At 56.3% G+C, this 24,648-nt stretch carries 32 protein-coding genes; 2 read left to right on the top strand and 30 right to left on the bottom strand.

The genetic code is table 11. The features are described from left to right. Nucleotides 1–11: 11 nt before the first annotated feature. From ACLK1G_RS12695 to ACLK1G_RS12575, 25 genes are all read right to left on the bottom strand, one after another. Complete coding sequence (locus ACLK1G_RS12695) at nt 12–587, bottom strand: tail assembly protein (protein ID WP_420765737.1); 576 nt, start codon at nt 585–587, stop codon at nt 12–14. Nucleotides 588–1,048: 461 nt separating this feature from the next. Then, nucleotides 1,049–1,942 (bottom strand): hypothetical protein, encoded by an 894-nt coding sequence (locus ACLK1G_RS12690; RefSeq protein ID WP_420765736.1) that lies wholly within the window; start codon nt 1,940–1,942, stop codon nt 1,049–1,051. 242 nt (nt 1,943–2,184) lie between these two features. Continuing rightward, a complete protein-coding gene (locus ACLK1G_RS12685; protein WP_420765735.1) occupies nt 2,185–2,970 on the bottom strand; it encodes a C40 family peptidase in 786 nt (261 codons plus the stop codon). 3 nt (nt 2,971–2,973) lie between these two features. Further along, on the bottom strand, nt 2,974–3,657 hold the full coding sequence (locus ACLK1G_RS12680) for a phage minor tail protein L (protein ID WP_420765734.1): 684 nt from the start codon (nt 3,655–3,657) through the stop codon (nt 2,974–2,976). Between the two features lie 40 nt (nt 3,658–3,697). After that, a complete protein-coding gene (locus ACLK1G_RS12675) occupies nt 3,698–4,072 on the bottom strand; it encodes a hypothetical protein (RefSeq protein ID WP_420765733.1) in 375 nt (124 codons plus the stop codon). After that, nucleotides 4,069–5,424: a pyocin knob domain-containing protein gene (locus ACLK1G_RS12670; protein WP_420765732.1), complete on the bottom strand. Its 1,356-nt coding sequence runs from the start codon at nt 5,422–5,424 to the stop codon at nt 4,069–4,071. The genes ACLK1G_RS12675 and ACLK1G_RS12670 overlap by 4 nt, the downstream gene beginning before the upstream one ends. Next, on the bottom strand, nt 5,421–5,753 hold the full coding sequence (locus ACLK1G_RS12665) for a phage tail protein (RefSeq protein WP_420765731.1): 333 nt from the start codon (nt 5,751–5,753) through the stop codon (nt 5,421–5,423). The genes ACLK1G_RS12670 and ACLK1G_RS12665 overlap by 4 nt, the downstream gene beginning before the upstream one ends. A gap of 39 nt (nt 5,754–5,792) precedes the next feature. Then, nucleotides 5,793–8,759 (bottom strand): phage tail tape measure protein, encoded by a 2,967-nt coding sequence (locus ACLK1G_RS12660; RefSeq protein ID WP_420765730.1) that lies wholly within the window; start codon nt 8,757–8,759, stop codon nt 5,793–5,795. A gap of 10 nt (nt 8,760–8,769) precedes the next feature. Further along, the gene (locus ACLK1G_RS12655) at nt 8,770–9,018 is read right to left on the bottom strand and encodes a DUF1799 domain-containing protein (RefSeq protein WP_420765729.1); all 249 of its coding nucleotides are present in this window, start codon (nt 9,016–9,018) and stop codon (nt 8,770–8,772) included. A 62-nt stretch (nt 9,019–9,080) separates the two neighbouring features. Then, nucleotides 9,081–9,464 carry a phage tail assembly chaperone gene (locus ACLK1G_RS12650; RefSeq protein WP_165887409.1) on the bottom strand — a complete coding sequence of 128 codons (384 nt, stop codon included), beginning with the start codon at nt 9,462–9,464 and terminating at the stop codon, nt 9,081–9,083. A gap of 3 nt (nt 9,465–9,467) precedes the next feature. After that, the gene (locus ACLK1G_RS12645; RefSeq protein ID WP_420765728.1) at nt 9,468–10,121 is read right to left on the bottom strand and encodes a phage tail protein; all 654 of its coding nucleotides are present in this window, start codon (nt 10,119–10,121) and stop codon (nt 9,468–9,470) included. A gap of 393 nt (nt 10,122–10,514) precedes the next feature. Next, nucleotides 10,515–10,931 (bottom strand): phage tail terminator-like protein, encoded by a 417-nt coding sequence (locus tag ACLK1G_RS12640; protein ID WP_420765727.1) that lies wholly within the window; start codon nt 10,929–10,931, stop codon nt 10,515–10,517. Beyond that, entirely contained in the window at nt 10,928–11,350 is a 423-nt protein-coding gene (locus tag ACLK1G_RS12635) for an HK97 gp10 family phage protein (RefSeq protein WP_420765726.1), read from the bottom strand. Before ACLK1G_RS12635 ends, ACLK1G_RS12640 begins: the two co-directional genes overlap by 4 nt. After that, complete coding sequence (locus tag ACLK1G_RS12630; protein ID WP_420765725.1) at nt 11,347–11,712, bottom strand: hypothetical protein; 366 nt, start codon at nt 11,710–11,712, stop codon at nt 11,347–11,349. The genes ACLK1G_RS12635 and ACLK1G_RS12630 overlap by 4 nt, the downstream gene beginning before the upstream one ends. Nucleotides 11,713–11,715: 3 nt before the next feature. Continuing rightward, on the bottom strand, nt 11,716–12,219 hold the full coding sequence (locus ACLK1G_RS12625) for a DnaT-like ssDNA-binding protein (protein WP_030141970.1): 504 nt from the start codon (nt 12,217–12,219) through the stop codon (nt 11,716–11,718). Nucleotides 12,220–12,223: 4 nt separating this feature from the next. Then, on the bottom strand, nt 12,224–12,532 hold the full coding sequence (locus ACLK1G_RS12620; protein ID WP_420765724.1) for a hypothetical protein: 309 nt from the start codon (nt 12,530–12,532) through the stop codon (nt 12,224–12,226). 52 nt (nt 12,533–12,584) lie between these two features. Next, entirely contained in the window at nt 12,585–13,532 is a 948-nt protein-coding gene (locus ACLK1G_RS12615) for a major capsid protein (protein ID WP_420765723.1), read from the bottom strand. Nucleotides 13,533–13,543: 11 nt separating this feature from the next. Then, nucleotides 13,544–14,272, bottom strand: coding sequence for a hypothetical protein (locus ACLK1G_RS12610; protein ID WP_030141973.1), 729 nt, complete (start codon nt 14,270–14,272; stop codon nt 13,544–13,546). 78 nt (nt 14,273–14,350) lie between these two features. Further along, nucleotides 14,351–14,815 carry a DUF6998 domain-containing protein gene (locus tag ACLK1G_RS12605; protein WP_420765722.1) on the bottom strand — a complete coding sequence of 155 codons (465 nt, stop codon included), beginning with the start codon at nt 14,813–14,815 and terminating at the stop codon, nt 14,351–14,353. A 32-nt stretch (nt 14,816–14,847) separates the two neighbouring features. Beyond that, entirely contained in the window at nt 14,848–15,933 is a 1,086-nt protein-coding gene (locus tag ACLK1G_RS12600) for a phage minor head protein (RefSeq protein ID WP_420765721.1), read from the bottom strand. Continuing rightward, nucleotides 15,908–17,326 (bottom strand): DUF4055 domain-containing protein, encoded by a 1,419-nt coding sequence (locus tag ACLK1G_RS12595; protein ID WP_420765720.1) that lies wholly within the window; start codon nt 17,324–17,326, stop codon nt 15,908–15,910. The genes ACLK1G_RS12600 and ACLK1G_RS12595 overlap by 26 nt, the downstream gene beginning before the upstream one ends. After that, a complete protein-coding gene (locus tag ACLK1G_RS12590; protein WP_420765719.1) occupies nt 17,323–18,624 on the bottom strand; it encodes a terminase large subunit domain-containing protein in 1,302 nt (433 codons plus the stop codon). Before ACLK1G_RS12590 ends, ACLK1G_RS12595 begins: the two co-directional genes overlap by 4 nt. Then, on the bottom strand, nt 18,611–19,072 hold the full coding sequence (locus tag ACLK1G_RS12585; RefSeq protein ID WP_420765718.1) for a DUF2280 domain-containing protein: 462 nt from the start codon (nt 19,070–19,072) through the stop codon (nt 18,611–18,613). The genes ACLK1G_RS12590 and ACLK1G_RS12585 overlap by 14 nt, the downstream gene beginning before the upstream one ends. A gap of 32 nt (nt 19,073–19,104) precedes the next feature. Beyond that, nucleotides 19,105–19,728, bottom strand: coding sequence for a putative metallopeptidase (locus tag ACLK1G_RS12580; protein WP_420765717.1), 624 nt, complete (start codon nt 19,726–19,728; stop codon nt 19,105–19,107). A gap of 301 nt (nt 19,729–20,029) precedes the next feature. Further along, on the bottom strand, nt 20,030–20,362 hold the full coding sequence (locus ACLK1G_RS12575; protein WP_420765921.1) for a phage holin, lambda family: 333 nt from the start codon (nt 20,360–20,362) through the stop codon (nt 20,030–20,032). 219 nt (nt 20,363–20,581) lie between these two features. Between ACLK1G_RS12575 and ACLK1G_RS12570 the strand changes: the two genes are divergently transcribed. Both ACLK1G_RS12570 and ACLK1G_RS12565 read left to right on the top strand, forming a co-directional pair. Next, the gene (locus tag ACLK1G_RS12570; protein WP_420765716.1) at nt 20,582–20,884 is read left to right on the top strand and encodes a DUF6555 family protein; all 303 of its coding nucleotides are present in this window, start codon (nt 20,582–20,584) and stop codon (nt 20,882–20,884) included. A 76-nt stretch (nt 20,885–20,960) separates the two neighbouring features. Beyond that, nucleotides 20,961–21,545: a hypothetical protein gene (locus ACLK1G_RS12565; protein WP_420765715.1), complete on the top strand. Its 585-nt coding sequence runs from the start codon at nt 20,961–20,963 to the stop codon at nt 21,543–21,545. Nucleotides 21,546–21,657: 112 nt separating this feature from the next. Here ACLK1G_RS12565 and ACLK1G_RS25850 read toward each other — a convergent pair whose 3' ends face one another. From ACLK1G_RS25850 to ACLK1G_RS12545, 5 genes are all read right to left on the bottom strand, one after another. After that, the gene (locus ACLK1G_RS25850; RefSeq protein ID WP_489685931.1) at nt 21,658–21,879 is read right to left on the bottom strand and encodes a phiTE_015 family protein; all 222 of its coding nucleotides are present in this window, start codon (nt 21,877–21,879) and stop codon (nt 21,658–21,660) included. Nucleotides 21,880–22,066: 187 nt separating this feature from the next. After that, a complete protein-coding gene (locus ACLK1G_RS12560) occupies nt 22,067–22,612 on the bottom strand; it encodes a hypothetical protein (protein ID WP_420765714.1) in 546 nt (181 codons plus the stop codon). After that, nucleotides 22,609–23,184, bottom strand: coding sequence for a recombination protein NinG (locus ACLK1G_RS12555; protein WP_165887392.1), 576 nt, complete (start codon nt 23,182–23,184; stop codon nt 22,609–22,611). The genes ACLK1G_RS12560 and ACLK1G_RS12555 overlap by 4 nt, the downstream gene beginning before the upstream one ends. A gap of 214 nt (nt 23,185–23,398) precedes the next feature. Then, complete coding sequence (locus ACLK1G_RS12550) at nt 23,399–23,869, bottom strand: NinB/YbcN family protein (RefSeq protein WP_420765713.1); 471 nt, start codon at nt 23,867–23,869, stop codon at nt 23,399–23,401. Then, complete coding sequence (locus ACLK1G_RS12545) at nt 23,866–24,648, bottom strand: hypothetical protein (RefSeq protein WP_420765712.1); 783 nt, start codon at nt 24,646–24,648, stop codon at nt 23,866–23,868. The genes ACLK1G_RS12550 and ACLK1G_RS12545 overlap by 4 nt, the downstream gene beginning before the upstream one ends.

The raw sequence follows: 24,648 nt of genomic DNA, 5'->3' as shown, positions 1-24,648 counted from the left end.
GGATGCTTCGGTTACATCTGGTCTTCGGAGTAAATACCCGCGCTGATCACGGCGCTGCCGACAATCATGCGGCCATACAGCAGCGGGACAGGGTTGCCTTGGACGCTGGTATTAACCGGGCCGTTGAAGCTATAACTGGGTCGGTTGTTTGGGCTGTCTTGGGTGCCCAGACCTTTTGCCTGGGGACTGAGCATTTGCATCACCCCACCGGCAACCATGGCAATGCCGACCGGCAGAAGCGGGCTGTAGACGAGGCCAACCACGATAAGTACGGCACCGATTATGGTTTGTAGCGCCCCGGCACGCTTTGAACCCTCAATAACTGGAACGATTCGGATGACATCCCTCCCCGTAGGCTTTCCGAGGTCGTCCTCTCCAATGTTCCTATTGCCATTAAAAATGGCAAAACGAAGGCCCTTATCCTTGCTCTCAAGCATAAATTTTTCGAAACCAGCAAACTGCTTGAAATAACCGATGATGTCGCGCCAGCCTGCTCCGGTCGTAATACGGTGCTCGCGCTTGCCAGTGATTTCAGCTAACTGCTTGGACACAATCACCGTTTGCATCTTCTCAAGCAACTGCGACATTTTTCCTCCGAACGAAAAAAACAGCCCAAGGCGGCTTTTATTATTGCGTGGTGAGTGATACATCCATGCTCATCATTTAGTCTTTGAATATCCTGAACTGCCGCTCCTTATGGTGGAGTCAAGTTCATTCAGGCCGCTTCCGCAGGACGATGCCGAGACAATATATGGTCACCTAGAGCCACACGGAATTACGCGGTCTCGCCTGAGCCGGTTTCTGCAGCTCGGCGTCCGTTGATGTTCACAGGAGTCTTACAGCCAGTGCTAACGCAGCCCTCACCGTGCGTCACTACCAACACAGATTTACCACCAAAGGGCGTCCTGAAATGCGAAAAAGCTTAGACGGCGGCACCGGATCGGCTTCGGTTGATCGGAGTCTGCCTGCTAGCGCAGGCAGACAAGACGATCTAACGGAGCATTAGGGCTAATTTCATTTCTCCTTCATAGAAAGACACGCCCTAGCACTATGGCACGAGCGGAGAAACAATCTCATCGGTGATTACTAGAGGGTCGTAATAGGAATTTGGACTGAACGTGAAATAAGCTGCACGCTTAGTATTTTTATTTAAGAGATTGTCACCTTTGTTAGGCCAAGAAGGATAGAGGGCCTCAGGGTCAGGTTTTCCGAAAATTTTGGTCAGATATTTTTCTCCAGAAACATAACTAGCCTTAGTTCCGGGAATGATGACCGCACTGTAGAAAACGCCATTAAAGAAACAGAGGGTTGCCTTATTTACCGGTTCCGCGCTGAATAAGCCAGTAAGGCCCTCTCCTTCGTAGCATACGTCTAGACCGTTCGCCTTAACTTTTTTCAGCGGCGATGGAACGTCAGAATATTTGCGGCCCAACTCGTACCCTAGCAGCTTTACCGAAGGAGTTCGATCTACGGGGATATCAAGATCGCCGACAATGAATTTGTATTGACGAGTCCCAACTCCCTGCAACTCCACTTCTATAAACAATTTTTTTGCGATCGAAACTGACCCGGCGAACGCCACTACCTGTGATGGGATCAGTTGTTTGCCATCTGTCGTCGCGAAAAGCTCCTCGGTGATTTTTCCCTCGTCAAATTTGACATTCACGTTACAAAAGGAGTTGTTGGCGGCGGGGCACCCCTCAGTTCGACCACTATTCAAGTTAAACACTACACCCGGCTTTCCATCTTTATCATCTAAAACCATTAAAGTAACGCTAGGTCCGTCGCCAGCCAGAGGGGATGATGTTTGGCTGAAGACTATAGTGCTTGTGCCGCGCATTTCGTCTTTGATTTCTGACTTCATCCATTCCGCATGGGCAAGAGATGCAATCATCGACCCCAACCCCAAAATAACCGACAGCAACGTTGCGCCTCTGTTCATCAATACCACTCCTGTGAAAGATGGCAGCAAGATATCACCGGTTGGCCGGTGTACGAATCCCAGCACCGCAACGAATCGCGATGTAGTAACGCGATGCTTCGCTCACATGATTGGAAGATGAAGCGAAATGCCAAGCTATTTGACAGCTCACGAAAAATTTGCAATCAACCCGGGCAGGTGGGTCGATGACCTTTAACCATGTCCTGCCATGGCCCACCATAAACGATGACCTCGTTAGGATTTCAGGGCTGTTTTAGCAAAGGTTTTGCGTCCCGGTGACGCCAGTAACCAACGGTGACTTCAGACCAGTACCCGCCGTACACATCCCGCTTGCTGTCGCGGTTGTAGAGGTGATGAAGAATCGATCCGGGCGCCGGGTAGTGCTCTGGCTCACTCCTCAGCACACCGTCGGCCAGGTATATCCCCGCATGGTTGGGCACCGGTGAACGGATCTGCATCAGCACGATGTCGCCGTGCTGTGGTGCGGATACCTTTTCGAAGCCAGCCGCGGGCAAATTTTCGAGGTAGAGATTGCCTCCCTTATCCCACCAACCGTCTTCCCGCTCATAGCTGCCAAGATCGATACCCATCTCACGACGGTAAAAATCCAGGATGATGCTGAGACAATCATGCACACCGTGGACAAACTTGCGGCCAATCAGAGGTGCCTGATACCCAACCGGCGCGAAGCTCATCAAATTCCCAGCTCGCACTACACCGTCATCGCCTTTTCGCACTTCGAGAATGTGCCAGGGCAAGCCCGACGCTTCGCAGCAGACGCGATCAGCCTCACTCGGTGTGGCAGGATAATCGGGATGGCTGTGTACCACCGCGAAAATGTCGCCCCTGTCTTCAGCGGCTGCGTAATCCTCAGGCGCCAAGCGGAAATGCTCGTTCGGCGTCGAGGCGATGTTGCTGCATGGAACGTAGATCTCTTTCCGACCTACCCTCACCAACAGCCCACACGCCTCGCGCGGATACTCGTCGATGGCGTGTGCCTCGATTGCCGCTCTGTTTGCTTTGTTCATAGATCATGTCCGGAGCAGCCCCGCAGCGGGGAAAGAGCCATATGGGAGGGGGTTATTTTCGCCGAAACGTAGCTTGCAGCTAGTCAAGCGACCGCCGCACTTATCCTTGGCTGCGTCAGTGACGATGACATCGTTCTCGTCGGCAACGGGTGACCCGTTGTAGCCGCAATACGGACCTCGGTAGCCGCCACAGGAAAGCCACCAGCACACGTTGGCTACGATCTGTCTCCGAGGTAGTTGGACTCCAGCGAAATCCAGGGCCGTCGCCAGTTCGAACTGGACAACTTCGTTGTCCTCGGCAGCCTTGCGCTCGACATACCAAATATCTGGTGGAAGTTCTTCCTCTGGGTCCGCTTCGGGCTGCCCATCGAGATACTTGCCCAGGGTTCGATGGCGAATCAGTTTCGCGCCGACGAGATCTTCGAAATACAAAACCAGCGCAGTGATAAAGCCGTCAACGTTGCCCACGGAAAGAGTCGGCGTCGGTTGCGTCCCCTGCCCCGTCATCTCGAAGCCTTCAGCTTTAATCGGCCAAGGCGAATACTCTTTGCCCTGCCAAAATATTGAGGATTGCTGTGGGTAACCATGGAAGCGGTACAGCTCGGCGCCCAGCATCGTTGCATCGAGCTCAAAAAGCTCCACCCAAGCGCCAGGCTCCAGCGTCTGGATATCAGCCGTAATCGGCATGGAGTGTCCTCAGAAAAAATTAAAATCAGGCGAGTGGAGATCAGATGGGCCGTTTTGGGCGCTTTGCTTCGTCTGGGAAATCAGGGTGCCCTTCCTTCCAGGCTCTGAGCGCGATTCGATAGTCCCGCCATTGCCGATCTGTCCCAGGCAAGGCGGCAGGGTCAGAGTCTTCAAGCATCACGAGCTGTTCGGCCACGACGACCATCTCAGAGGATGCCCAATCCGCTTCCCTTTTCATCTGGATCTCCAGCAACGTTCTATCGGAGATTACCCACTCGCCTTTCTCCGATGCGGTGTAAAGCAGGGTCTTCTCATCATCGGGACGCTGACCATTCATTTGAATCCAACCATTAGGGCAGTCCCCACCCACCTGTTGAAAATTGCTGCCAATCTCAGCGTAAACGCACAAGGTCATGCATGGACCCTCCAGACTTTTAAGCGACAAGTTGCGGACGTCAGTCCTGTGGCTGTTTGTCCAAAGGGGTCGCCACTGGCGTTGGATGTGTAGCTAACTCGGCTCGCCCCCGTCTGAACGACCAAGGTGTTCAAGTCCAGTTGTGAGCCCTTGGTGCCGTAGCCGCCAGAGCTGTAGAACCAACCAGCATCGCCCCACTTGCCTCCGATCAGGATCTCCGCCTGTACAATCACCTCGTGCCCAGGGAACGGGTTGGCTACCGTGTAACGGCTGTTGATCGTCACCGTTGCGGGAGCTGCTTCTGTTCCGCCGTTCGGGTAGGCATAGGCAAATCCCACAGTCGCGTCAGTGATGGTCAATCTCCAATCGCTCCAGGCAGCTACATACCTGGATCGCACGTATTGCTCACCTGTGTTGTACACGGTGTACGTCTGAGTGGTGATGCTGCTTCCGAGCTGCACGCTGATAAGTGATCCTGCGGCTGCGACAGGGTAATTCAGGGCCAACGTCGCGTTAGCGTTCGCCTGCTGCATGTAGAAGCCTGTGGCCTGAATATTGTTAAGGTTCGTCCCGGTAGGAAGGTTGATCGCTGAGTTGATCCCAAGTGCAGCTTGAGCGGCTGCGAGCGTAGTCGCCCCGGTACCGCCCTGGGCAATCGAAAGCGCCGTGGTTAGTCCTGATAACGAGGTAATATCGCTATTGGCCCCTTTCGCGGCCTTATTCCCGAGCGAGGCTACTGCATCGCTGATTTGCCGTTGCAGCTTTCCTATGGCCGCAAGGATAGTGTCTGTTGCAGCCACCACAGCCGGGTTTGTCGTGAGGAGTCCGGTGAGCACGCTCGCAACGGTTCTGGCATTGGTCCAATATTTATTGACGCTACCCTCCGGGACTGCATCAGTCGAGCCGGGCGATGCGGAGAGGAGAATGTATTGGGTGCCGCTCCAGCGGTACTGATCATTGGAGTCAGCGGCGACATAGATTTTCCCTGTTTCGCCTGTAGCTGGAAAAGCGGACTCGCTTTCGAACTCCAGTACATCATCGACGTAACTGGGCAACTGACTGGCAGGGACGGTGCCGCTGTCATCCAAAGTGGCAATCCCATTGGGTTGTCCTTTTTCGGCAGCGACTGCGTCAGCCTTCGCCTGGGCTGCGTCAGCTCTGGCTCTGGCGTCCGTTGCTGCTTCCCCAGCGAGCGAGGCTGTCTCACCCGCTTTATCAGCGGCCAGCTGTGCAGCAGTTGTCCGAACATCGAGTTCTGCAAAATTGGAATTGATGGTCTCCCCACCCGAGCGGAGACTCTGACCTGTCCCGTCGTTAGCGCCTCCACCGATGTTGATCGGGACAATGCTCATGGGTGAAATGCCTGTTCAAAAGTTGCGGCCAACCGGTAAACACCACCGCCTGCATGCCGAGGTTGATACTCGCTGCACCGGACCAGCAATGATTCCCCGAAAGGCTCCGTCCAGCTAAAAGCCATAGCGCCTTTATGCGCATCCAGGAATGCCTTGATCTCAGCGATCCGTAACTTTGGTCCAGTGAATGTCAGCGGCCAAGACTGGGTTTTATTGTTCATCCCGTCCTCAGCGACCTGCTCGTATCCGTCGCCAAATTTTGCTGACTTGCGGCGAAAACTCACCGTACCGGAAGGCTCTTTATCCGGAGCCCAGGTGAAAGTTTCCATGCTGTATGTTCCTAAAACACAACCCCGTCGAAGCGGGGATTACCGTTTGTTGATGGCTTGCCAGATTTGGCCGCCAGGCCTCAAGTCGCGAGCAATTTGCTCTTGAGCGCCCTGCTTGGCCGCCCGGGCGTAAGCTTGGGCAACGGCCTGACTGGTGGTCTCATCAGCGCCTCCAGCACCCTGCCCATCCGGCACGGCGATGTTTTGCTGAATTACCACTTGGTTGGTGCTGGAACTCTGGCCGCGACCTACCGCCATTACGGCGAGCTTGCCACCTGCTGTCCTAGTCAGCGGCATGATTGCCTCCGGCCCGGCTTCACCCATGATTCCGGTCTCTCCGCCAGCCATACCGAAGGCGGTCGGCTTGCTGACTACCGAATTGGTGAAAGCCCCACCGTCGGCAAACATCTGCACGCCGCCAGCCCACGCACCGCCCTTGGCCTGAATGCTCCCCGGAGTGAAGCCCGACAAATCGCCGGAGTAACCAGCCTGCGTCGAGCCGGCAGAAGCAGGGCTGCCGAAATAGGAGCCAACAGCGGATGCAGCGATGCCAAACAACGAACTGAGCGCAGAGGACGTAGCCGCTCTGGCAGCCATACGAGCCATGTCAGCCAATACCGATTTTGCGAAGTCCGAGAACGACAGCTTCCCAGTCATGGCGAAGCTGACCAAAGCATCTTCCATGGAGCTAAAAGCATTGGTGAATAGGCTTTTGGTTTGTCCAGCCACATCACGCGCGCTGTCCAGATAGTTGCTGAACGCAGACGTTGCGCCGTTTCTCCAGTTTCCCTGAGCTTCAGACAACTGCTCGTAGTTGCTGAGCACGGTTTCGCTCATCTCCCGTTCGCTTCGATTGATCGCGTCCAGCTTGGCTCTGTATTCCTCAGCGCTCATGTTTCGCGCCTGGTCGGCCTTATCTCGAGCCAGATCTAAGCGTTGCTGATTCGCACGATCAGCGATGCCGTTCAGCTCGCTATTGATCGCATTCTGGCGGTAGCCAAGCCCGACTCCGTCTGCGGCACGGCTTCCAGCACGGCGCAGGGCGGCGTTCTGCTGATCCAACGCGTCGGTATAGGATTTGATGGCCTGGGCCTGCTTCGCAAGCCTCCCCTGCTCATTCGTCGCAATCACCTCAAGCTCGCTGTCAGCCTCCTTTTGCGCCTTGATCATGCTGGCTTTGGCATCGGCAATTTTTTGGTCCAACTGAATGCGCTGGGCGGCTGTAGTGCTGGCTTGGCTCTTCGATGCCTCGAGAGCTGCGATCTCCGCCTGGTAAGCTGCGGTTACCTCATCCCGCTCATTGCCGATAAGGGCTTTACGCTTGAGCAGATAGTCTTCCTGTGTGAGCAGGCCGGCTTTCTGCGCTGCTTCCAGCTCCCTCTGAGCGCTCTTGTATTCGCTGAGGATCAGCGTTAGCTGATTTTTCGAGTCGTTGAAGTCGGTGAGGTTGATGGACGACGTCGCGGTTTTCGGGTCTTTGTTCCGGTCCCGAATGTTCTGGATTGTCTTCGCGACGACAGCTTCCTGAACCAGCGGATCGTCGGGGTTTGCCCTGCGCAGCGCCTCGATCTCCCGCTTGTACTCCTTGATAAGGTCGTTGCGCTTCTCCTCGCTGGAAAGGCTGGAGTCGATGATGGCTTTCACGCGGATTCTCGCGTCGATGCCTTCACGCTGTCTCTGTGCGCTCAACCCCTGAGCTTTGGCGATGGCGTCCTGGGTGTTCTTCTGCTGGATGAGAAACTCCAGTTCCAGCTTTGAATTGGTCAGCTTGGCCTGGGCATCGGTGTCGTCCGGCATGCCATTTAGGGCACTCTGGGCCGCTGCCACACGTTGCTGCGCCTCGGTGATCTGGCTAGCCAGGGTCTGATCACGTCCGATGTTTTTTATGGCATCAGCCGTGGCCGAGATTTCTCCCTTTAGGCTTTTCCATCCACGCTCCCAGATTGAGAGGTTTTCCGTGACCTCACTGCTACGACTCTTGATGGTATCGACATAGGTGTCGGTCAGCAGTTTGGCCGCGCCGATAGTGTCGCCCTGCTCTTTCAGCGCGACGATTTGCGCATACGTCGTTGCCGTCAGGAAGTTGTATTGATCGTTGAGCTCTTTCGCGGCTGCGACTGGGTCTTTTCCGATCTTCACGAACTCGGCGATCGTTTCCTCCACGGCCCGGCCAGTGGCCTTTTCCATTTCCAGCGCCGCGGTCGCAACCCCTTCAAAACTGCTGCTCGCAATCTTGCCGCTGCTAGCAAGCTTTGCCAGTACCTCCGACGCTGCGCCAGTTGTGCCGACGGTTGCGGCCACCTGTTGCGCCATGTTGGACAGAGTGTCAGCCGAAGTGCCCGCAGCGTTTCCGGTAAGGATGATCGATTTCTGAAACTCGACCGCCTCTTCACTGCCTGAAACGAAAGCGTATCCGAGGGTAGCAACAGCCGCAGCGGCAACCGTGAAGGGATTAACAAGGCCAAGGATGTATCCGCCTAGGGCTCGCGCGGCGGGACCAATGCCGCCGAACATATCCTTGAGTTGGCCGCCTTGCTGGAGCAGGACAGTCATCGGAGACTGACCGCCCTGGAGCGACACGACGATATCAGTGAATTGAGCAGGGACTCCACGCAACGCAGCAGCCGTCTGCTTAGCCGTGTTACCGGTGCGAGTGAGCGAGTCGTCGAAGCCCCCGAGGCTCGCCCGAGACTGCTCAATCTTGGCCTGATACTCGCTAAAGGTGGCTGCATCGAGCGCGCCGAGCTTCTTCTGCTTCGCTAGCCTGCTTTCAAGCTCGTCCAGCCGTCCTAGGGCCTTCACCGTCGGATCAATCTCGCCGAGGAGCTCGCTCAGCTCATCCTTCTGCTTCTTGATCGATTCCGATGCCTTGTCCGCGCCCTTGGCAACACCCTCAGCGGCTTTTTCTGCGCGGACACCCGCAGCGGTGAGCCTGTCGAGATCGGAGCTCGCTTGCGCAGCATCAGTCGAATCAACCTTGATGCCGAGTTCAGCAATAGAAGTCATTTAGGCTCCGTTATTTCGATTCGCTCATCACGAGCATGGCTTCTGCTTCCATGACACGGATGTCGTGGAAGGCCTCTGATAGTTCGCGCCGCGTTATGCCCAGCATGCTTGCCACTGACGGGAGTGCGCTGTAGTCCAAGCCAGAGGCTCCGCCCATTCCCGTTCGCCACTGAGTCGACATTGCCTCGAACAGCAGGAAAGCCCGCCAGTTGTCCGGCCAGACCTCGTATTCAGTCTCGGGAATGTCGTCTAACGTCATGCCGAAGGCTGCTAGGGCTGCCTCAGATGGCCCCGGCTCGTACAGGACGCGAGCGGCGCCGGTCAGTTTCCCAGGCGGGCCGACTGATAGGCGTTTTGGTAGGCAGAAAGCACCGCCTGCGGCGCGCCAACGCAGGTGGTGACAAGCGCTGTCAGCGACTCATCTGACAGCTTCTCGTCAAAGGCCCAATTGGCAATGATGTCCTTGAGCTGGCCGACCTGGATGTCTATTTCTGCCACCGTGGCCTCATGCCAAGAGAGACCGTCCTCCTGGACCTTCTTCGCATGATCCTCACGGACGGCGTTCCACTTGTCGAAGTGAGCAGCCAGGGCCAGGCGATCCAGATACTTAAATTCGAACTCAACGCTGACCGGATCAGCGCCCACGCGCGGGATGGCGACCTTCGTTTTGAAGGTCGGGTTTTGAGCAATCTTGATCTTTGCCATGACTTACACCGCCGCAGCGTATCGGGTTGGGCGAGCGGCCAGAGACAGCGTTACAGTCCGGGTCACGATGCTGTTCCGGGACAACGTCGGAGTAGACGTGATCGACACGTATGCGTGGTAGTAGATGACGGAGCCATTGGGCAAAGTCAGCCTCACAACGCGGGGCTCGCGATCTTCATCAGCCGCCTCACAAACCGCAACGTAAGGAAGCGATGGGTCATCAGCAACGGTGATAGCCATGCTGATCGGAGACTTCGTTGTCGGCAGTTGACGGTCGTCCGACTCTTCAAGGAAGCCGAAGGTGGTGAACTGCTGTTCGCCGCCAGAGCTGTTGCTGTCGGTGACTTGGCTGATTTGAGCCCAACCACTCGCAGCACGCACAGATCCTGCGCCCGCTCCAGCGGTATAGACCGTGGTGTTGGTGGTGTTGATGCCTTCCAGTTCGAACGAGCCTGCATCAGAACCGGCGACACGAACAACCTTGTCGTTCAGGCGAGTCCAACCCGAAGTAACCACCAGAATGTCGCCATTCGACAGGCCGTGCGCAGCGGCATTTGCCACCGCAGGGTTAGCGTTACTGATGGCAGTCACTGGAGTCGGTGGGCTGAATGTGGCAGCAATTTCAAGGATGGAGCCGTTGGGGAGAATGGCGCTCATGTATTTCCCTCTGTTTAGAAATGACAAAACCCGCTCAATGGCGGGTCAGGGTTTGCCCAACGGGCGAATTTTGGATGGACTGCTACTCAGGAATTCGACAGCTCTCGTATTCCTCAAGGGGCAGTCCTGATGCGGAGCCAACGACAACACCGGTCAGCCCACAATGAGGACAACAGGCGTGTTTCTCGTTGTGCCACTTCGTGATTTGGTCCGGTTTCGACCATTGGCCGCAGGCGCTGCAAATGCATTTTTCGCTAGCGTTGATCTCCTCACGGTTGTTCCAACCATGATCGTCGGCTGACTCATCCAGCCACTGTAGGCGCGCCTTCGTTACATCATCCATGGAGGAGTCCCGATTACGTCTATTCAGAGATGATTCTAGCGCGACGTCGCTCAGTTGGTGTCGGACCGATATTGGAACGAAGCAGATACCGTGAAACTGTTGCCGTCTGGAATCCCTGGGCCGGGCGCAACCGGCGTCATCACTGACACGACTAATCCGGCGCGAGCAACTCGCAGATTCAAGGGGAACAAAGCCGCCAACTCATCCAAGATGCTGCTTGCCTCGGTCCGGTACTTCCCGGACGGCGTCACAATATTCACCTGAAACACGCCGGTATAGAGGCGGTGATCGCCGCTTAGCGTGTTGCTGGCCGTGACTGACGGCAGCGTGAAGGCTCGGAGATACGTCTCGGCGGCGCCTGGCGTATATGCCTCGTTCTCCACCACGACCTTCATTGGCTTGGCTCTAGCCTTGGCCCAGGCAAGCAGGCGCGACTCTAACGCTGCAGCGATGATGTTGTGGCTCATACTTTATGGTTCCTGATGGCCTCCAGGACAATTTGCTGGAAACGCGCCTGAGTGATTCGCACCATGCCCCCCGGAGCTTGATCGGAATGGCCGTACTCTAGCGGTATCGCATAAGGCAAATTATTCACGATGAATGCCGTGGTTCCTGCCCGGAAGAAAATCGACCCTTCTGCGATGCGTGCTGTTGCTGCCGCTCCGGTCGGATCAACCACTCCAAGCGTCCCTTCCGGCGGCGCATCGATGGACATCTGCCAATTGCCACGGAATCGCCCGGTATCTACCGGAGACATTCGAATCAGCGAGTTACCGATTTCAATGATGATCTCGCGAAGGCTAGCGTCCACCGCCTCTTGGGCCTGTTTGGCAAACTCGGCCAGTTGGAGCGAAAAGCTGCCTTGCCGGCCTGCGTAAGTGTTCATGAACGGACCTGCAATTCGTATATCAGCGGAGTGCCGGCTGGGTTGACCTCCTTAACGTTGATCACCGTCCAGGTATTCCCCTGGATCTCGGCTGTGATCATTGGCTTCGGCTTCCAATCCAAGCCCACCGCCGCAATCTTCAGCTTCTTGTCGCCACGCACTATCAGGGTGTCGGCTTGAAACTCGAAGCCGGTGAAATCGAGCAAGATGCCCTGGGATATTTGCTCGAGGACGACCTCCGCGCCTTCCGGATTGTCAGGATCGTATTCGCCAGGCTGAACATCGCGCAGCGTAACTGCTTGGCCGTACTGTGTGATCAGCCGTAAGGCCGTTGCTGCCATCCGGTCGTAAAACTCGCTCATCGGCTAAGCCCTTACGGCGAACAACCCACGTTTGAGAAGGTAGTCCGCAAATTGCGTGCGGCTTGGCCTATCCGGAGCAGCCGGAAGCAGCCTGCCGCTGGTATTAGAAATCGTCGCGTACTCAGTCTCGACGGCGCCTTCGACCCGCTCCCGAATAACCGCGCCCTTGCGCGTCTCGATAGGATCGATGTCGTCGCGATGAATCTCCGCTGCGAGAGCCATTTGGCCGTAAGGAATGCGCGCCGGAAGGTAGTCGTTCGGCTTGATCTCACAATCCAGTTGAATACCCCGGCGCGGCCACGCCAGGGCCTGATCGCTAGACATCTTCTGCCCTTTCCAGGCCATGCCATTCATCGCCAAGGCGGCCCGGCGAAGCAGCGCTTCTTGCGCGGGGGTATCCGCAGGGATGGCGACGCCGAATTTCGCGGCGTAACGGACTAAATCCTCAGCGCTCGAATAGCTTTCGGCATCAGGCTTACCAGTGCCGTCCTCGATGATGAGTGTCATGGAATCAGCTCGCAGGAATGAGTTTTACGATTTCAGCCTTCGGCGCCTTCGGATCGAACTCAATGCCCTGGGCAGTGAGCCAATTCCTCAGATCCGCCACTCCCATTTTGGCCGGATCTGTTTCCACTGCGCCACCGGCTTCGACAACTTCCACTTGAACCTTGGCGGTCCTGTAGGCATCGACGACGACCGGCCAATCGCCGATCACTGTGACCTTCGTTACGCCCGACTCCGGCTTCTCGAAATAAACGGGGGTGCGATAACGCTTGTCCGGATCGAAGTCCCTGGTTTGTGCCGAATAAGTAAGTTCCATGTCGCTCTCCAAAAGCGGCCCGTTACAGGCCGCTGGCTAAAGGTGAACGCCTTTAAGGCGCGGACAGGTCGATCAAGACGCCTGCGGTAACCTTGTCGCTGGTGGCGTACTTGGTCCAGTTAGCTCCGGTTCCGATAGCAGCCAGGTTAGGGTTCACACCACCGGTAGAGTCATTCCAGCTGTAACCCAGAAGGTCCAGGTTGAATGCCCCTTCGGCGCGGAAGCCCATCGCCAAGTTTTCCTGGGTGTTGATCGGGTACGAACGGAAGCCCGGAGCTTGAGACTCAGTGATTTTGATCGCGCCGGCTTGCAGGCCGAAGATGGTTTCCGCCGGGATCGTGTCCGAGACCAGAACGGGCTTGCCCATGGTTCCAGGTTGGCCGCCGTAGATGACCACACCCGCCTCTTCGTAGACCTTTTCGGTAATGGCCTGATCGACCATGTCGAAGTAGGTCGCCGAGTCCATGGTCCACAGCGCAATACGACCGAAGCGATCGCCAAACTTGCGCATGCCTTTGGTCAGCGCCTTCTTGCCATCGGTGGCGAAGCTGGCAGTGGCAACCATGTTCGGATTTGCACCGATAGCTGCCTTCAGGGCTGCCATCGCGTACTGGATGTATCCTTCGAGAACCGCATCGGCGTAGTCAATCCCCACCAGTTCGGAAAACTCCTCCGGGGAACGCGCTCGGCGCTTAAACGCCTCTTCAGTGGTTTCGTAAGGACCGTACTTGAACGGCACCTTCACACCGACCATCTCACCAGAGCCGATCTTCTGCCCGGCCACCGTTGCAGTCGAATTGACGTCACGGTGTGCGATGGAGCCGCCGAGTTTGTAGAAAGCACGCTTGCGCAAGTCACCTTCGATCAGCTCGTTATCCAGTACCAGAGCGCCGTTGGAAGAAGCGTTGAACACATCGATCACATCCTGGATACGCTCCAGGTAGGCGGTCTGGGCAAGATCGTTGTAAACGATCATGTCCGTGTTGACGGTAGTCGGCATGGGTTACTCCATTATTTAGGCAATTTCAGGTAGGCGTCCTGGCCGTGCTTCGTGATGAACTCACGCTTGGCCGAAGGCGTCATTTCGGAGCGTTTCAGCGCGGCATTACCGCTACCCCCGCCCGGGGCATTGGTTCCTGAAGCCCTAGGCCACAGATGAGGTGCGCTTTCGCGCAAGGATTCCGCCCATTCGAGCGGCGTCAGAGGGGTCTTGCCGTCTTTGCCAAGGATGGCCTGGCCTTCCTTATCGATCGCAACTGCTTCGCCCTCTTCATTGAGCGTGAACTGCCCTTTGGCGCGCAGAATCAGATCCTCCGCTGCCTCAGGAAGCGCTCCAGCCTTGATGGCCGCAGAACGGATGGAGTCGCCCAGGACCTTGTCCCGGAACTTGCTCGCGAAGGATTCGGCTTTGTCAGCACGTTCCTTTTCCGCCTTTAGTTGCTTTTCGAAGTCGCCACGCAAGCGCTCTGTGCGCCTGGAAAACACTTCGTCAATCTTGCCTTCGGTGAGGAGTTTCGTTTCTTCATCCTCGCCGGCTTTGGTCAACAGCCCCTTCACCGCGTTGATGTCCAGGCCTTCGAACTGAGTTTCGAACTGGCTGAGTTTTTTGGTGGTTTCCTTCAGCTTGCCCAGTAACTCCGTGTTCTTGGTTTTCAACCCGGTCACAGAGGCTTCCACGGCAGTCGCGATAGCGGCCTTGATTGCCGGATTTTCCAGGTCGATTTCGTTTTCTTCTGCCACGTTTAGGCCCCCTTGGGTTCGTGCTGCCTGCTTTACAGGCATAAAAAAACCCGGCACATGGCCGGGCTTGTTTTGGAGTTAGCGCTTAGGTATTCGCTCTTCGTCAGGTACTAATTGATTGATCCGCTTTAGCATCGCCATCAATCCGCCATGTAGCCCAGTCTTCGTGGCCTTTCGCCCCGAAAGCTGCGCCTGAATGAGATGTCCCGGCCCATTGTAAATCTCCTCGAACGTACCATCACGATTCATGCGAATACCGAGGTAATAGTCGGGCACATGATGGACTGGAAAAGTAAGACTAGTTCCGAACGTGGTTTTGATTTGCACATTCCGCCCATCAGGCGTGACAGCGTCATGGTGCCTGGTCAGCTTCTCATTCAGCGTGAGGTTATAAGCCAGGCTGGCAATGACTTCGCCGATATCACCAACAAGTCGGCCATCAGGCGTGAAAGGCTTGCCTGGATATGCGTCCCTCAGCATTGAAACCGCGCTAAAAAGCCCTTTCAAAGCCTCTTCAATTTTCTGCTGAATGACCCGATCCATAGTGGCTCCTTGATATGAGCCACAATCCTATATCAGATTTCCGCCAGCTCGAATGCTAACGGCTCCAACTCTTTCATGCGAGCCAGGGTCATAGGCGCGAAATTGCGATCTAGCTGCAACTCCGCAAAACGCTTGATGGTCAGACCGCCCTCACGAAAGAGCTTGCTTCGCGCCGGTCCTAACGCCACGTCCTGAAACGAAGCAGGCTGCTGCTGGAGCCAATGGTAATAGTCGAGGCTTGCATTGACCTGCCCTGCTCCGTCCGCACCCACAGCGGCCCGTGTAGCGCCCTTACCGAAGGTTTCACTGAGCTTGGTCAGCAGAATGAATGTGGTTCGGCAGTTCGGGTGGAACGGCGGACGCGGCCCAGAATCGACCGGAAAGCGCCGCTTATCCATGGATCGGCATTGCTGACGTGTCTTGCTGTCCAGCGTGGCAACCATTTCGACTTCCGTCACGACGTCCATATTGGCCCGTGCCACCTCCATGCGCGCCTGCGACGAGACGTGCTGGATCGCTGTGCGTACCACTGTGCTCGCGTTTCGATTGGTGATCGCCAAAATGCCGTCTTTGTAGTCCGTCGCCTTGGTACCGCGAATGTTGCGGATGATCTGGAAGTTCGTAAGCCCTTCGAAGAAACCCTGGCGTATCGCGCCAGTGACGCGCTCTCGCTCAGCCGCAGCCCAACCCTTGATGAAGGATTTCAACAGCTTTCCGCCACCCGTACCGCGCACGCTGAGAGGGTTTGTCAGCACCGCTGTACGGATCGCAGCTGCTGTCGGGGTAACAACGTCCAAGGCCACGCCGACCGGTGCCGATCTGGCAAGGCTTGTCACCTCGAACTCGGCTTCGTAATTGGCGATATCCACTAAGTCGAGGTTCAGCTGATTGCTGAAGCGATCGAATATGCCCAGCAACAGGCTATCGACCTCCTTGAGCAGGGCTTCCAGACGCCTGACGTTGTACTCGGACAGGTCACTACGCGTGAGCCGGTCGCGGATCGATCGGTCAATCTCCTGGAGGAACGGAGCAAACTTGCCGACTTCCCCTGCCTTTAGCTTTTCGAGAAAGACTGCGTGACGGACCGTGGCATCAAGGATCGCTTGGTTTGCCGCCATTTATTTGTTCCTCGTCATCCAGGCCAAGGCCATCGGCCTGCTCCAGCAGCTCCCCGTCAATCTGCTGATCGGTGCGCTCAGGTGCGATAAGGCCCAATTTGCGGAGATAGGCTCGTAGGTCGGATTTGGCGAAGCCGCCGTTCTGCCATAGCCCAACCAGCGCGGTGATCATCTGAGGATCAGCCGTCAGCTCGACGAACTCTTGGTTGATCTGATAGCTGACCTTCGCATCACTTACCCCCATGTACTGGCAACACCACATAATCGCCTGGGTATAGGCTTCGCTGACGTTTGCCACGCAACCGGCTAGGACCGACGTCGATGCAGACTGGTCGCCCCGGGATTCAGTCGCTGTTTTGGCTGTGAGCGACGCCACAACCATGCGAGCACCGAGCTCGATCATCATTTGGTTCTTGTCGGCCATCGCCTCTTTCACCAGCGTGTTCGGCTGTGGCTGCGCATAGCCGAAGGCACCACCAACTGGCAGCATCATCGGAGCGCGGGAACCGACATAGACGCCGCTCGTCTCCATCCAATCGCGCCACTGCTCATCCAGGCCGGAAATCCAGGGCTGAGCTTGTCCACACCAGAAGACGCTGTCCTCGTAGTCAGCGCTGTTCCGATAGTGGCCGAGGTTGATCATGGCGATGTCGTACAGGGGCGACTCGTCAATGCTAGGGTCGTTGTTCTGCGCACCAACAAAGGTGAACGGGATTTCCTTCAGGCGTCCGTTACCGCCCGCAGGCTTGAACTCCTCAATCACAACCAGCGGCCCGCCTCCCTTTGGCCCGGATCTTCGCCATACACGACAGACGAAACCGTCCGCCTCAAGGACCAGTTCTCGATATTGCTCGATCACTTTGAAGCCGAAACCATCTTCGATTTCGGGCCACTCCCGCAGCACAACCAAGGTGAGCACACTGCGACCGTTCACCATGCCGGTACGCCAGTTGATGATGTCCTCGGCGCAGTACGAGAGAATGACCGCCCGACCGCCGATACCATCATCGGGGTGGTAATCGACGTACAGACCATGCCGGCCAGCCTCAAGCACCTTTTCTAGCGTGCCTTGGGAGTGCTGATAGATGCTGACGCCGGAGCCGTTGGCATTGTCCTGAAGGTACTCAAGCTTCTGCGCAACGGTCAGTGTCGGGTCTTTGTGGAACGCCAAACCGAGTAGCCCATTGCGCGTGTGCCCGGTCGCGTTCTTGAACACGGCTCTCTCGCGATAAGCCTTGTTTCGGTCCACGTTCTCCGGCGACTTGTCGTGAGCGTTGATATACGGCAAACGATCCACTACTCGGTGCTGGCCGGCACAGACGTCGCGTACGGTCGCCCAGCGGTCCAATGCCTCCAGATAATCCGCACGTTTGAAGGAGACGTCGTTGCTCATCGGGCGTATCCCATTTTCATTGAAGTGACCGGTTTAACGATCGGGTATTCGCGGTGAATGAAATAACCGCCGCCGTCGTTGGCGTGGTCGTTTCCTTGTGTTTTGTCAGGCTCACCATTGGCTGCCCAAACCTGTTGCTCCAGACCGTCGGCATAGGTCGGGCATTTGAACGGATTAACCAAATACCTCCGCTCGCCTTGGGCGTTGCAGAACATGGCGTTCATGGCGTTGATCCGGTCTTTCACTGGTGGGTTAGCCGCGGGAGCAATGACCGTGAAGCCGGCCTGCTTGAGCATGGCAATATCCGTCATGCTGGCATTGACCGACTTGCGAGAATCACCGGAGGCGTCCGGGTAGATTCGGATCTCGCAGGTCTTCCTGAAGTCGTTACCGTTGTGCTCCCAGTACCGCTCTTTGATGCGGCGGATCATGTCCGGCGTGTCGTAACCATTTATCAGCTCATCGACTGCTCTGGGCAGGCCCTGGTCGCGCTTAACGTGGGTAATCGCCGCCATCTTGCCGACGTTGAAGTCCATACCGATGAACAGAGGCTCTCCAGGCTGCACGGTGTCGAAGCACTGGTTCAGCTTGCGGTCGTAGGCGTGATACACCGATCCAGATGTCAGGTTCACGAACTGGCCGTTCAGGTAGGCCCTGATCAGTTGCTCGGGATACGACTCCATCAGCGACGGGATGTAGTCGTCTGGCAGATTCAACTCATTGTCGAATGTGCTCGCCTGGACCAAGCCGTACATGCCGCTTAGCGCTGGTTTCTCGCGAAGCTGCTTTACGAATTGCTGATAGACGAATTTGAAGCCCTCAGGCGTCGTGGTGACGTCTACTCCGTTCTTCAGCCCAGGAACGCTATACCGCATCCGCGCGATGATCTTTCGCCAAGCTTGCTGCGCCTTAACGGACGACAGCACATCCAGCTCATCCACTAGCGCATGGCCGATTTTGAAGCCCACGATGGTTTGAGGCTTCTCCATCGACCGGCAAATCACCGTTCCCCGGTACTGCCGACCGCTGTAGATGTGAACCTCATGGTTCGCCTGGTTGATCTTGGTCTTCAGTCCCCAGTCATAGGCCACCTCATCCATGGTCGGATAGAAGATGTCTCGGATCTGGGGATACGTCGGTGCGAAGTAGCCAGCGTTTACGCTCGGCCATTCCATAAAGTGCTTGCTCAGTGCTGAGCAACCCACCCAGGTCTTGCCAGAACCGAACCCAGCAACGAAAGCGCGAAACTTGTTGGGCAACGTGAGGAACTGAGCCTGGGGAACGTTAAGGCTCGGCATTCGGCTTCCTCGCATCCACTACGTCCACCTGGATACGAGTGGGAACCGCCGGCTCGTCGTCCGGCTCTTCCTTGCGCGAGCGGTTGACGTACATATCGCCCGTCTCTTTCGCCGCCTGCTCCAGGATCTGCATCGCGAGGCTGATGTTCTTCATGCTCTCGGCCTTTTCCACGAAGCGGTTCAAGGCGCGAAGGCGAAACGCTCGGTTGGCGATGGGGATCTCTGCCGTTTCTTCTCTGAAGCGCTTGCGAGTGTCCTCAAACACCGTCCGCCACTTCAGCGCTAAGTCGCGCCCTGCGTATTTCGTGGGATCGTAGAACTCGCATTGCTGCCGGCTTACCTCGAGTCCGAAGGTGTCCTTGACTGCTTGCGCCACTTGGCTTGGCGTATCGAAACAGGCAAGGGACTGCACAATGAAGCGCTTTACCTCATCTTTCAGGGCTGCCATATGGGTTTATTCCGTCAAAGTCTGGTCAAGTGTCAGGCCGACTTGAGGAGACAAGTTCCGCAGGCCCTCGCTATGTTCAGTTTCCCCACCTCGGCAGGGTTGTTTGCAGCATCCACCAGAGCTTGAACGTCAGGCGTAGCGCCGTAGCGGCGGACCACACCAACGAACTCTTCCACGTCGTGGCCTCGAAGCTTGATCTTCGGCTTCCCGTCTTGAGTGAATGCTGGTTGACCGTATTTGTCGGTCGCGTGAGCTAGGTGATACAGCTCGTGTTCAATGAGTGCGCAGAACTCTAGATCGCTGCATTGGGCGCAGTAATCGGCGGCCAAGGTGATGATGAAGCTCGGCACATCGCCGAACCAATCACGCATCTGCTGCTCCATCCGGGCCTTCTGCCAGCCACCGGCACGGAACGCCACTAGCTCGGCCTGGCCCAGGACTGTGCGGCCCTGCTTGTTGAAGCTCGACGACGCCCACATAACCCGGACGTCTGCATCCAATAGGTGGGCATGGTCTAAATTGTAAATGCTACCGGTGTCGGCAAGGATCTCTGCTTGGAGCCATTCCCACACTTCTGGCGCAGGGACCAGGCGCATGCCTAGGCCGGGAAGATCGGACAGGTCGAGTAAAGCTGCTGGCGGCATTGGTCGATTCATTTCTCCCCATCCCGCCCGTTCAACTAAGATCAGCTGTGTTCAAAAAGGAAATGAACAGGTGTCCCAGCGCATTGATGAAAAAGCTGTATTGAAGGCAGCATCTGCATGGGCGGAGCGAACCGGGAGAAACACCGAGAAGGTAAGCTCTACCGCTCAGGACGTCATGCGAAGGCTCAGGTCTAAACTCACTGCCTCCGTATATCAGGGCGCTCTCAAGCAGCTTCATGATCAATACACCACGTGGTAGTGGTTTTGCCCCATATCGCGACACAGTTTGCTGATGCGCGAAACGTGTATCGCGCTACTCGGCCTTGCGGCCAGGAAGCTTGAAATCAGTCACCCGGTCAGCAATGGAGCGAATCTTCTCCACCCCAAGGAAACCAACCCAGCCACCAACGAATGTCGCCATGCTCTGGGGCAGCGAGAAGAACTCAAGTCCGCTGATGATCGTCAGGGCCAGGCCGCCACAGATGGCGCCCTCTACGATCATCTGGCGCCTTGTGCCACCACCGTACGTGATTCGCAGGACGGCCATAGCGCAGGACAACGCAGCCGCATAGAGGATTGGCGAATGCTGGCTCAACCACGCAAGCGCTATCGCCCAAGTGTCTGGTTTGTCTGGCATCTTCGGTATCTCAGCTTCCTCCCTTTCGGGGGGATATATACGAAACTCGGCGAAGGCCGAGCTGATCAGGGACTAGTGATTATGCGGAAAGGCGGCCGCACTGAATTTTTTTAAGTTTGCGCAATCTATTTCTGAGCGCGTCGGCCCCTAAGCGGTCGAGCGGTAAAACCCCTAATGGGTCAGAAACTTAAGCATAGCTAGCGACTGCCTAATAGGAGCCAGCTGAAGGTGCAAACTCTTAACACTTACGAGATCCACTATGTGTTCGGCGGCGTAAAAAGGGTCACGCTTCACACTGCAAGCCAGATGAGTGACGGCGATGCCTGGACACTCGCAGCGATAGCATGTGGAGTATCTTTCAGCGTGATGTTGCACGCTCAACTATTGTCAGCTGTCAGAACAGTAGCACGGAGCCATGGAGTCTCAAATGTCCGCTGGAATCTTTCCCCTCGGTACGCAAAACGCAACACATTAGCTGCGCAGGGAATGAGGAGGACAGGTGATCTTTCTTCAGCCGTCATTGGCCAGTAATTGCTCGCGAGAATGACATATTGCCAAGCACACCGCATGCCACCACAGTATCATTCTGATATTAAAGGTCTACATCATGCCTTGGGAACGTTCAGATAAAAAGCGCTACTCCGGAAAGATCGAGGGCATCTTCGCCTCGATCACCGAGGCGTGGGATGTCGAAGATTTTATTGATCAATATCTTGTTCTGCGTGGATTCCAGGTCAACGACATGAACAGGGAACGCATTGCGCTACGGTTGGAAGCGGCTCCAGGGCGACCCCCCTATCGCGCAGTGCAGTTGGTAGCGTGGCTAGACGAGAATTACACGGCTGGTGTCCCGGCCTCTAGTGAACGTTCCGAAGCTGATGCGAGAACGTCTCATGGTCAGCCGGCCAGTACAACTCCCGCGGAAGTTTCAGACCGCTGTCGATTTCAGCCGCGCAGCGTAACTGACTTCGATACGATTTCTGCAGGCGCCAAGCTTAACCATATGGAACTACCGAGCGCCACGTTCCCAGCACCGGTCAACCAAGTGGCTGAGCCTATGGCGAGCTCGACTGAGTCCAGGGTTACTTCAGAAATATACAAGCCTTTTGGAGACGGCCAGCGGGATACAGGTACGAATGAGCCCCCGCAATTTGCGCATTGCCGAAGCAAAAGCCATAGGGACTCTGTGTAAGTCAGCCCCAACGGTACCCACCAGGGCAATGGGTGTGGTGGAGCCGGAAACGAAAAGGCCTCTGCGGATGTAGAGATCCTCGATAGTGCTCGACCTGCTTTAAAGAGGAGGTTCAGTAAACTATTGGAATAGCTTTTTGACGAAAATCAATTTCTTCTTCAGTCAAATTCGCAGTATCTGGTTGTTGCGAGAGTATTGGGCATCTAATTGACATTGCTGCATGCCAAGCCCTCTGCCAGAGGACCCACCCACGCTCAGTTGCTGCGTCTAAATAGCCATGCTTGGATCTAGCGAGCTCATGGGGCTTACGTACAGCTTCAAACTCTTCTCTCATTTTCTCCCGCTAATCGGCAATGTTTCGGCCGAACCATAGTATCGGCGCCAGATTTTAGCAGTCCAACCTATCAACCAGTCAATCTTAAAAACAAAAAGCCCAGCATCTATGGCTGGGCTCTTTTCATCCCTATCAATACGCAGGAACGGCAGGATGGGTAAATAATGGCTCATTGGCTCAAGTCAAGTCAAGCGGCTTTTGTTTCAATAAGTCCCTCTGCATCCAACAGCGTTTGGGCAGCAACTAAAGCCTCATCAACTTCGCGTTCCAGCGCCTTACGTATATCCCTCCGCCACCGCTCCTGCGTCTTGATCGGATGAGGCTCTTCGGACCAATTATCCATCTCGTACCACGCTGCTGGCAGCACGCTTGTCGAACGTTTGCCACTGACTCCAGCTGGCTTGGGTAACGCCCATGTAACGATCGCACAGTGTCTAAATCGCTCAGGTGCTGGTGAGCGCACAGTCTTTGTCAGCTCAGCGATGGCGGTGTGTTTGCGCTCGGTGTGGGTGGAGTACTTCGCCACTAACACACGCCATTGCGCGGGAGAAAGAGATCTATGAAGTCGTCCAAATACCCAGCAGTCAGTGAGAAACGCCGCATCCCTACCCACCATCTCGCCAGTGTGCTTATCACTTTGCACTTTGGGTTCAAAGTCGCATCCCCCTGCTGAGCTGATGGTTTCGGCGGCCAACGCCCGGACGACTGCGGAAATAACGTTGCGATAGGTCATGCTGCGGCCCTCTTCAGTTCTCTGGCCTTTGCTCGATACTCGGCCTTGATGGTCTTCAACTCTTCGATGGTGTACTTGCGGGGCTGATGAGGCCCTTCTAACCAAGCCACCTTTTCTTCACCAATCCGTTTCACCAGCTCGATTCGGTAGTTCACGATGTTGCCGGACTGGTGGTTGTTGCACGGCGCGCACTGACGCCAGACGTTCAGCGGCTCAAAGCGAAGCTCGGGGCTGCCTCCAACTGTGCGGTAATGACCTGCGTGCCATTGCCCGTTGTGGTGCCGGCCACAGCTCACGCAGGGAAGCCTTGCATCGCGCAGTCGAACCCAGGCATTGAACGCGACCTGCGCTTCCTTCATGTGCTGAGAGCGTGATTTGATTCGCTCCTTGGCGGCTTTGATCGCTCGGCGCTCTAGCTGGGCCAGTGACTTACGTTCCTGCTCCCGTTTGACTTGGACCAAAGCGACTGCACATGCCGGGCTGCAAACCACTTGGCCTAAACGTCTTGGCGGAAAGCTGACGCCGCATGCAGGGTTCTTGCACTTCTTCGGCTTGGGCTGCTTTGCAATCATGCAGCCACCTCAAATTGGTCCATCGGCGCCTCCATCCGCATCAGGTATGTCTGCGCGCGGCGATGAGCCTTATTCCTGAGGAACCCGGCGCGCTCCAATCGGCGATCTGCCGAGCTCGCTCCGTTGTATCGATAGCAGGCAAGATTCAAGCGAGCCCTTTCCGACCAGAATCGGTGGTTGGCAGTTGGGCACCGGCAGATTTCCTCGAAAGTCGTCATGCCGCCTCCTCGCTCAGCAAATCGGAGAACACCACGCCTTGGCGCGTGAAATACGTGGCGATGCGATCCGTGTAGGCGATGCCCTGGGCACGGTTGAACAGACTTGTCACTGGAAAGCCGTCAGGACCGAACAACTTGTGGTCGCCCATCATTGCGAGCTTTTCCTCGTAAGGCAGGTGACGCATAACCCGGTACCACGCCGCTTGAAAGCCGGCGTCTTCGTTGAGCAGGATTTGCACGCCAAAATGCAGCTTGCAGTAGCGACGAGCGTCTGCCGCATCGCCGATCTCGGTCATCTCTGCAATCCGCTTGTACATCGCGAACCAAAGGGCGTTCTGGTCCAACGTCCGGTCCTTTCCTGGGCGGAGGGACACGACCACATACTTCTTCTCACGGTACATAGTGGTCAGGCTGGTGATTGCCTCGGTGAGTTTGGATTGGCAATTGACGCTGATTCTGTCGGTCATTGAGCCGCCCTCCTCGCTTCCAACTCCTGGACTTGCCGCATCAACAATGCCCGGCGATCCGCCAACTCACTTGCTGCCTCAATCCGCATTTCATCCTGCTTCTCGGCGTTTGCCGCCCGCATTTTCAACATCGACTTCTTCACCATTCCTAGCTTCTCGCGCAGCTTCGGCGCCGGTTGGGCTACTGCTCCAGTGATCAACCCGGCCAAGGCGCGTCCGTCCTCGGTAATCGGTTCAACACTCAGGTCAGCGAGATACTTCTGTCCCCGCTCCTGCGGTATGCGCTGCATCTGCATCGCCTTGGTGATTGCCTGGATTCGACGGCTCGCGTCAAAGCCCACAGAGACATGCCAGTTAACCGGCTTAGCCTCTTCTCGGGCCTGGCTCACCAAACGCTCGTAGGCGCTGATGAACGCCATCCGGGCACCGATCTTGTCCCCGGCGTCGAGGACAGGCTTCGCAGCGGCCAGGGCGAGCTGGATCTCATCGGTAAGCACCACGGTCTCAAACTCATCACTGGTGGCTATCGCGATGGCCCAGGCTTCGTCCTTGCCAGGACGACCGTCGGCAGCCTGGACGCGTTGGAGGATGGCGGCCAAGGTCAGCTTTCCGCTCAGCTCCCGTCGGCAGGATTTCAGAGCACTGGCGACCACCGGGACGGGGTATTCCGAAAGATCGTCAGCCATCATTTCAGCCGCGTCTGCGGTCAGGGCCTGACCAAGCACTTCGGCAGTGGCGGTGATTGCCAGGGCCAGCTGCGCGATCTGGTCGGAGGTCAT

Origin of the sequence: Pseudomonas algeriensis, assembly GCF_048847255.1 — a bacterium.
In the GTDB taxonomy this organism is placed as follows: Bacteria; Pseudomonadota; Gammaproteobacteria; order Pseudomonadales; family Pseudomonadaceae; genus Aquipseudomonas.
The sequence above is the reverse complement of the archived record's forward strand: the minus strand, read 5'-3'. Positions and strand labels throughout refer to the sequence as shown.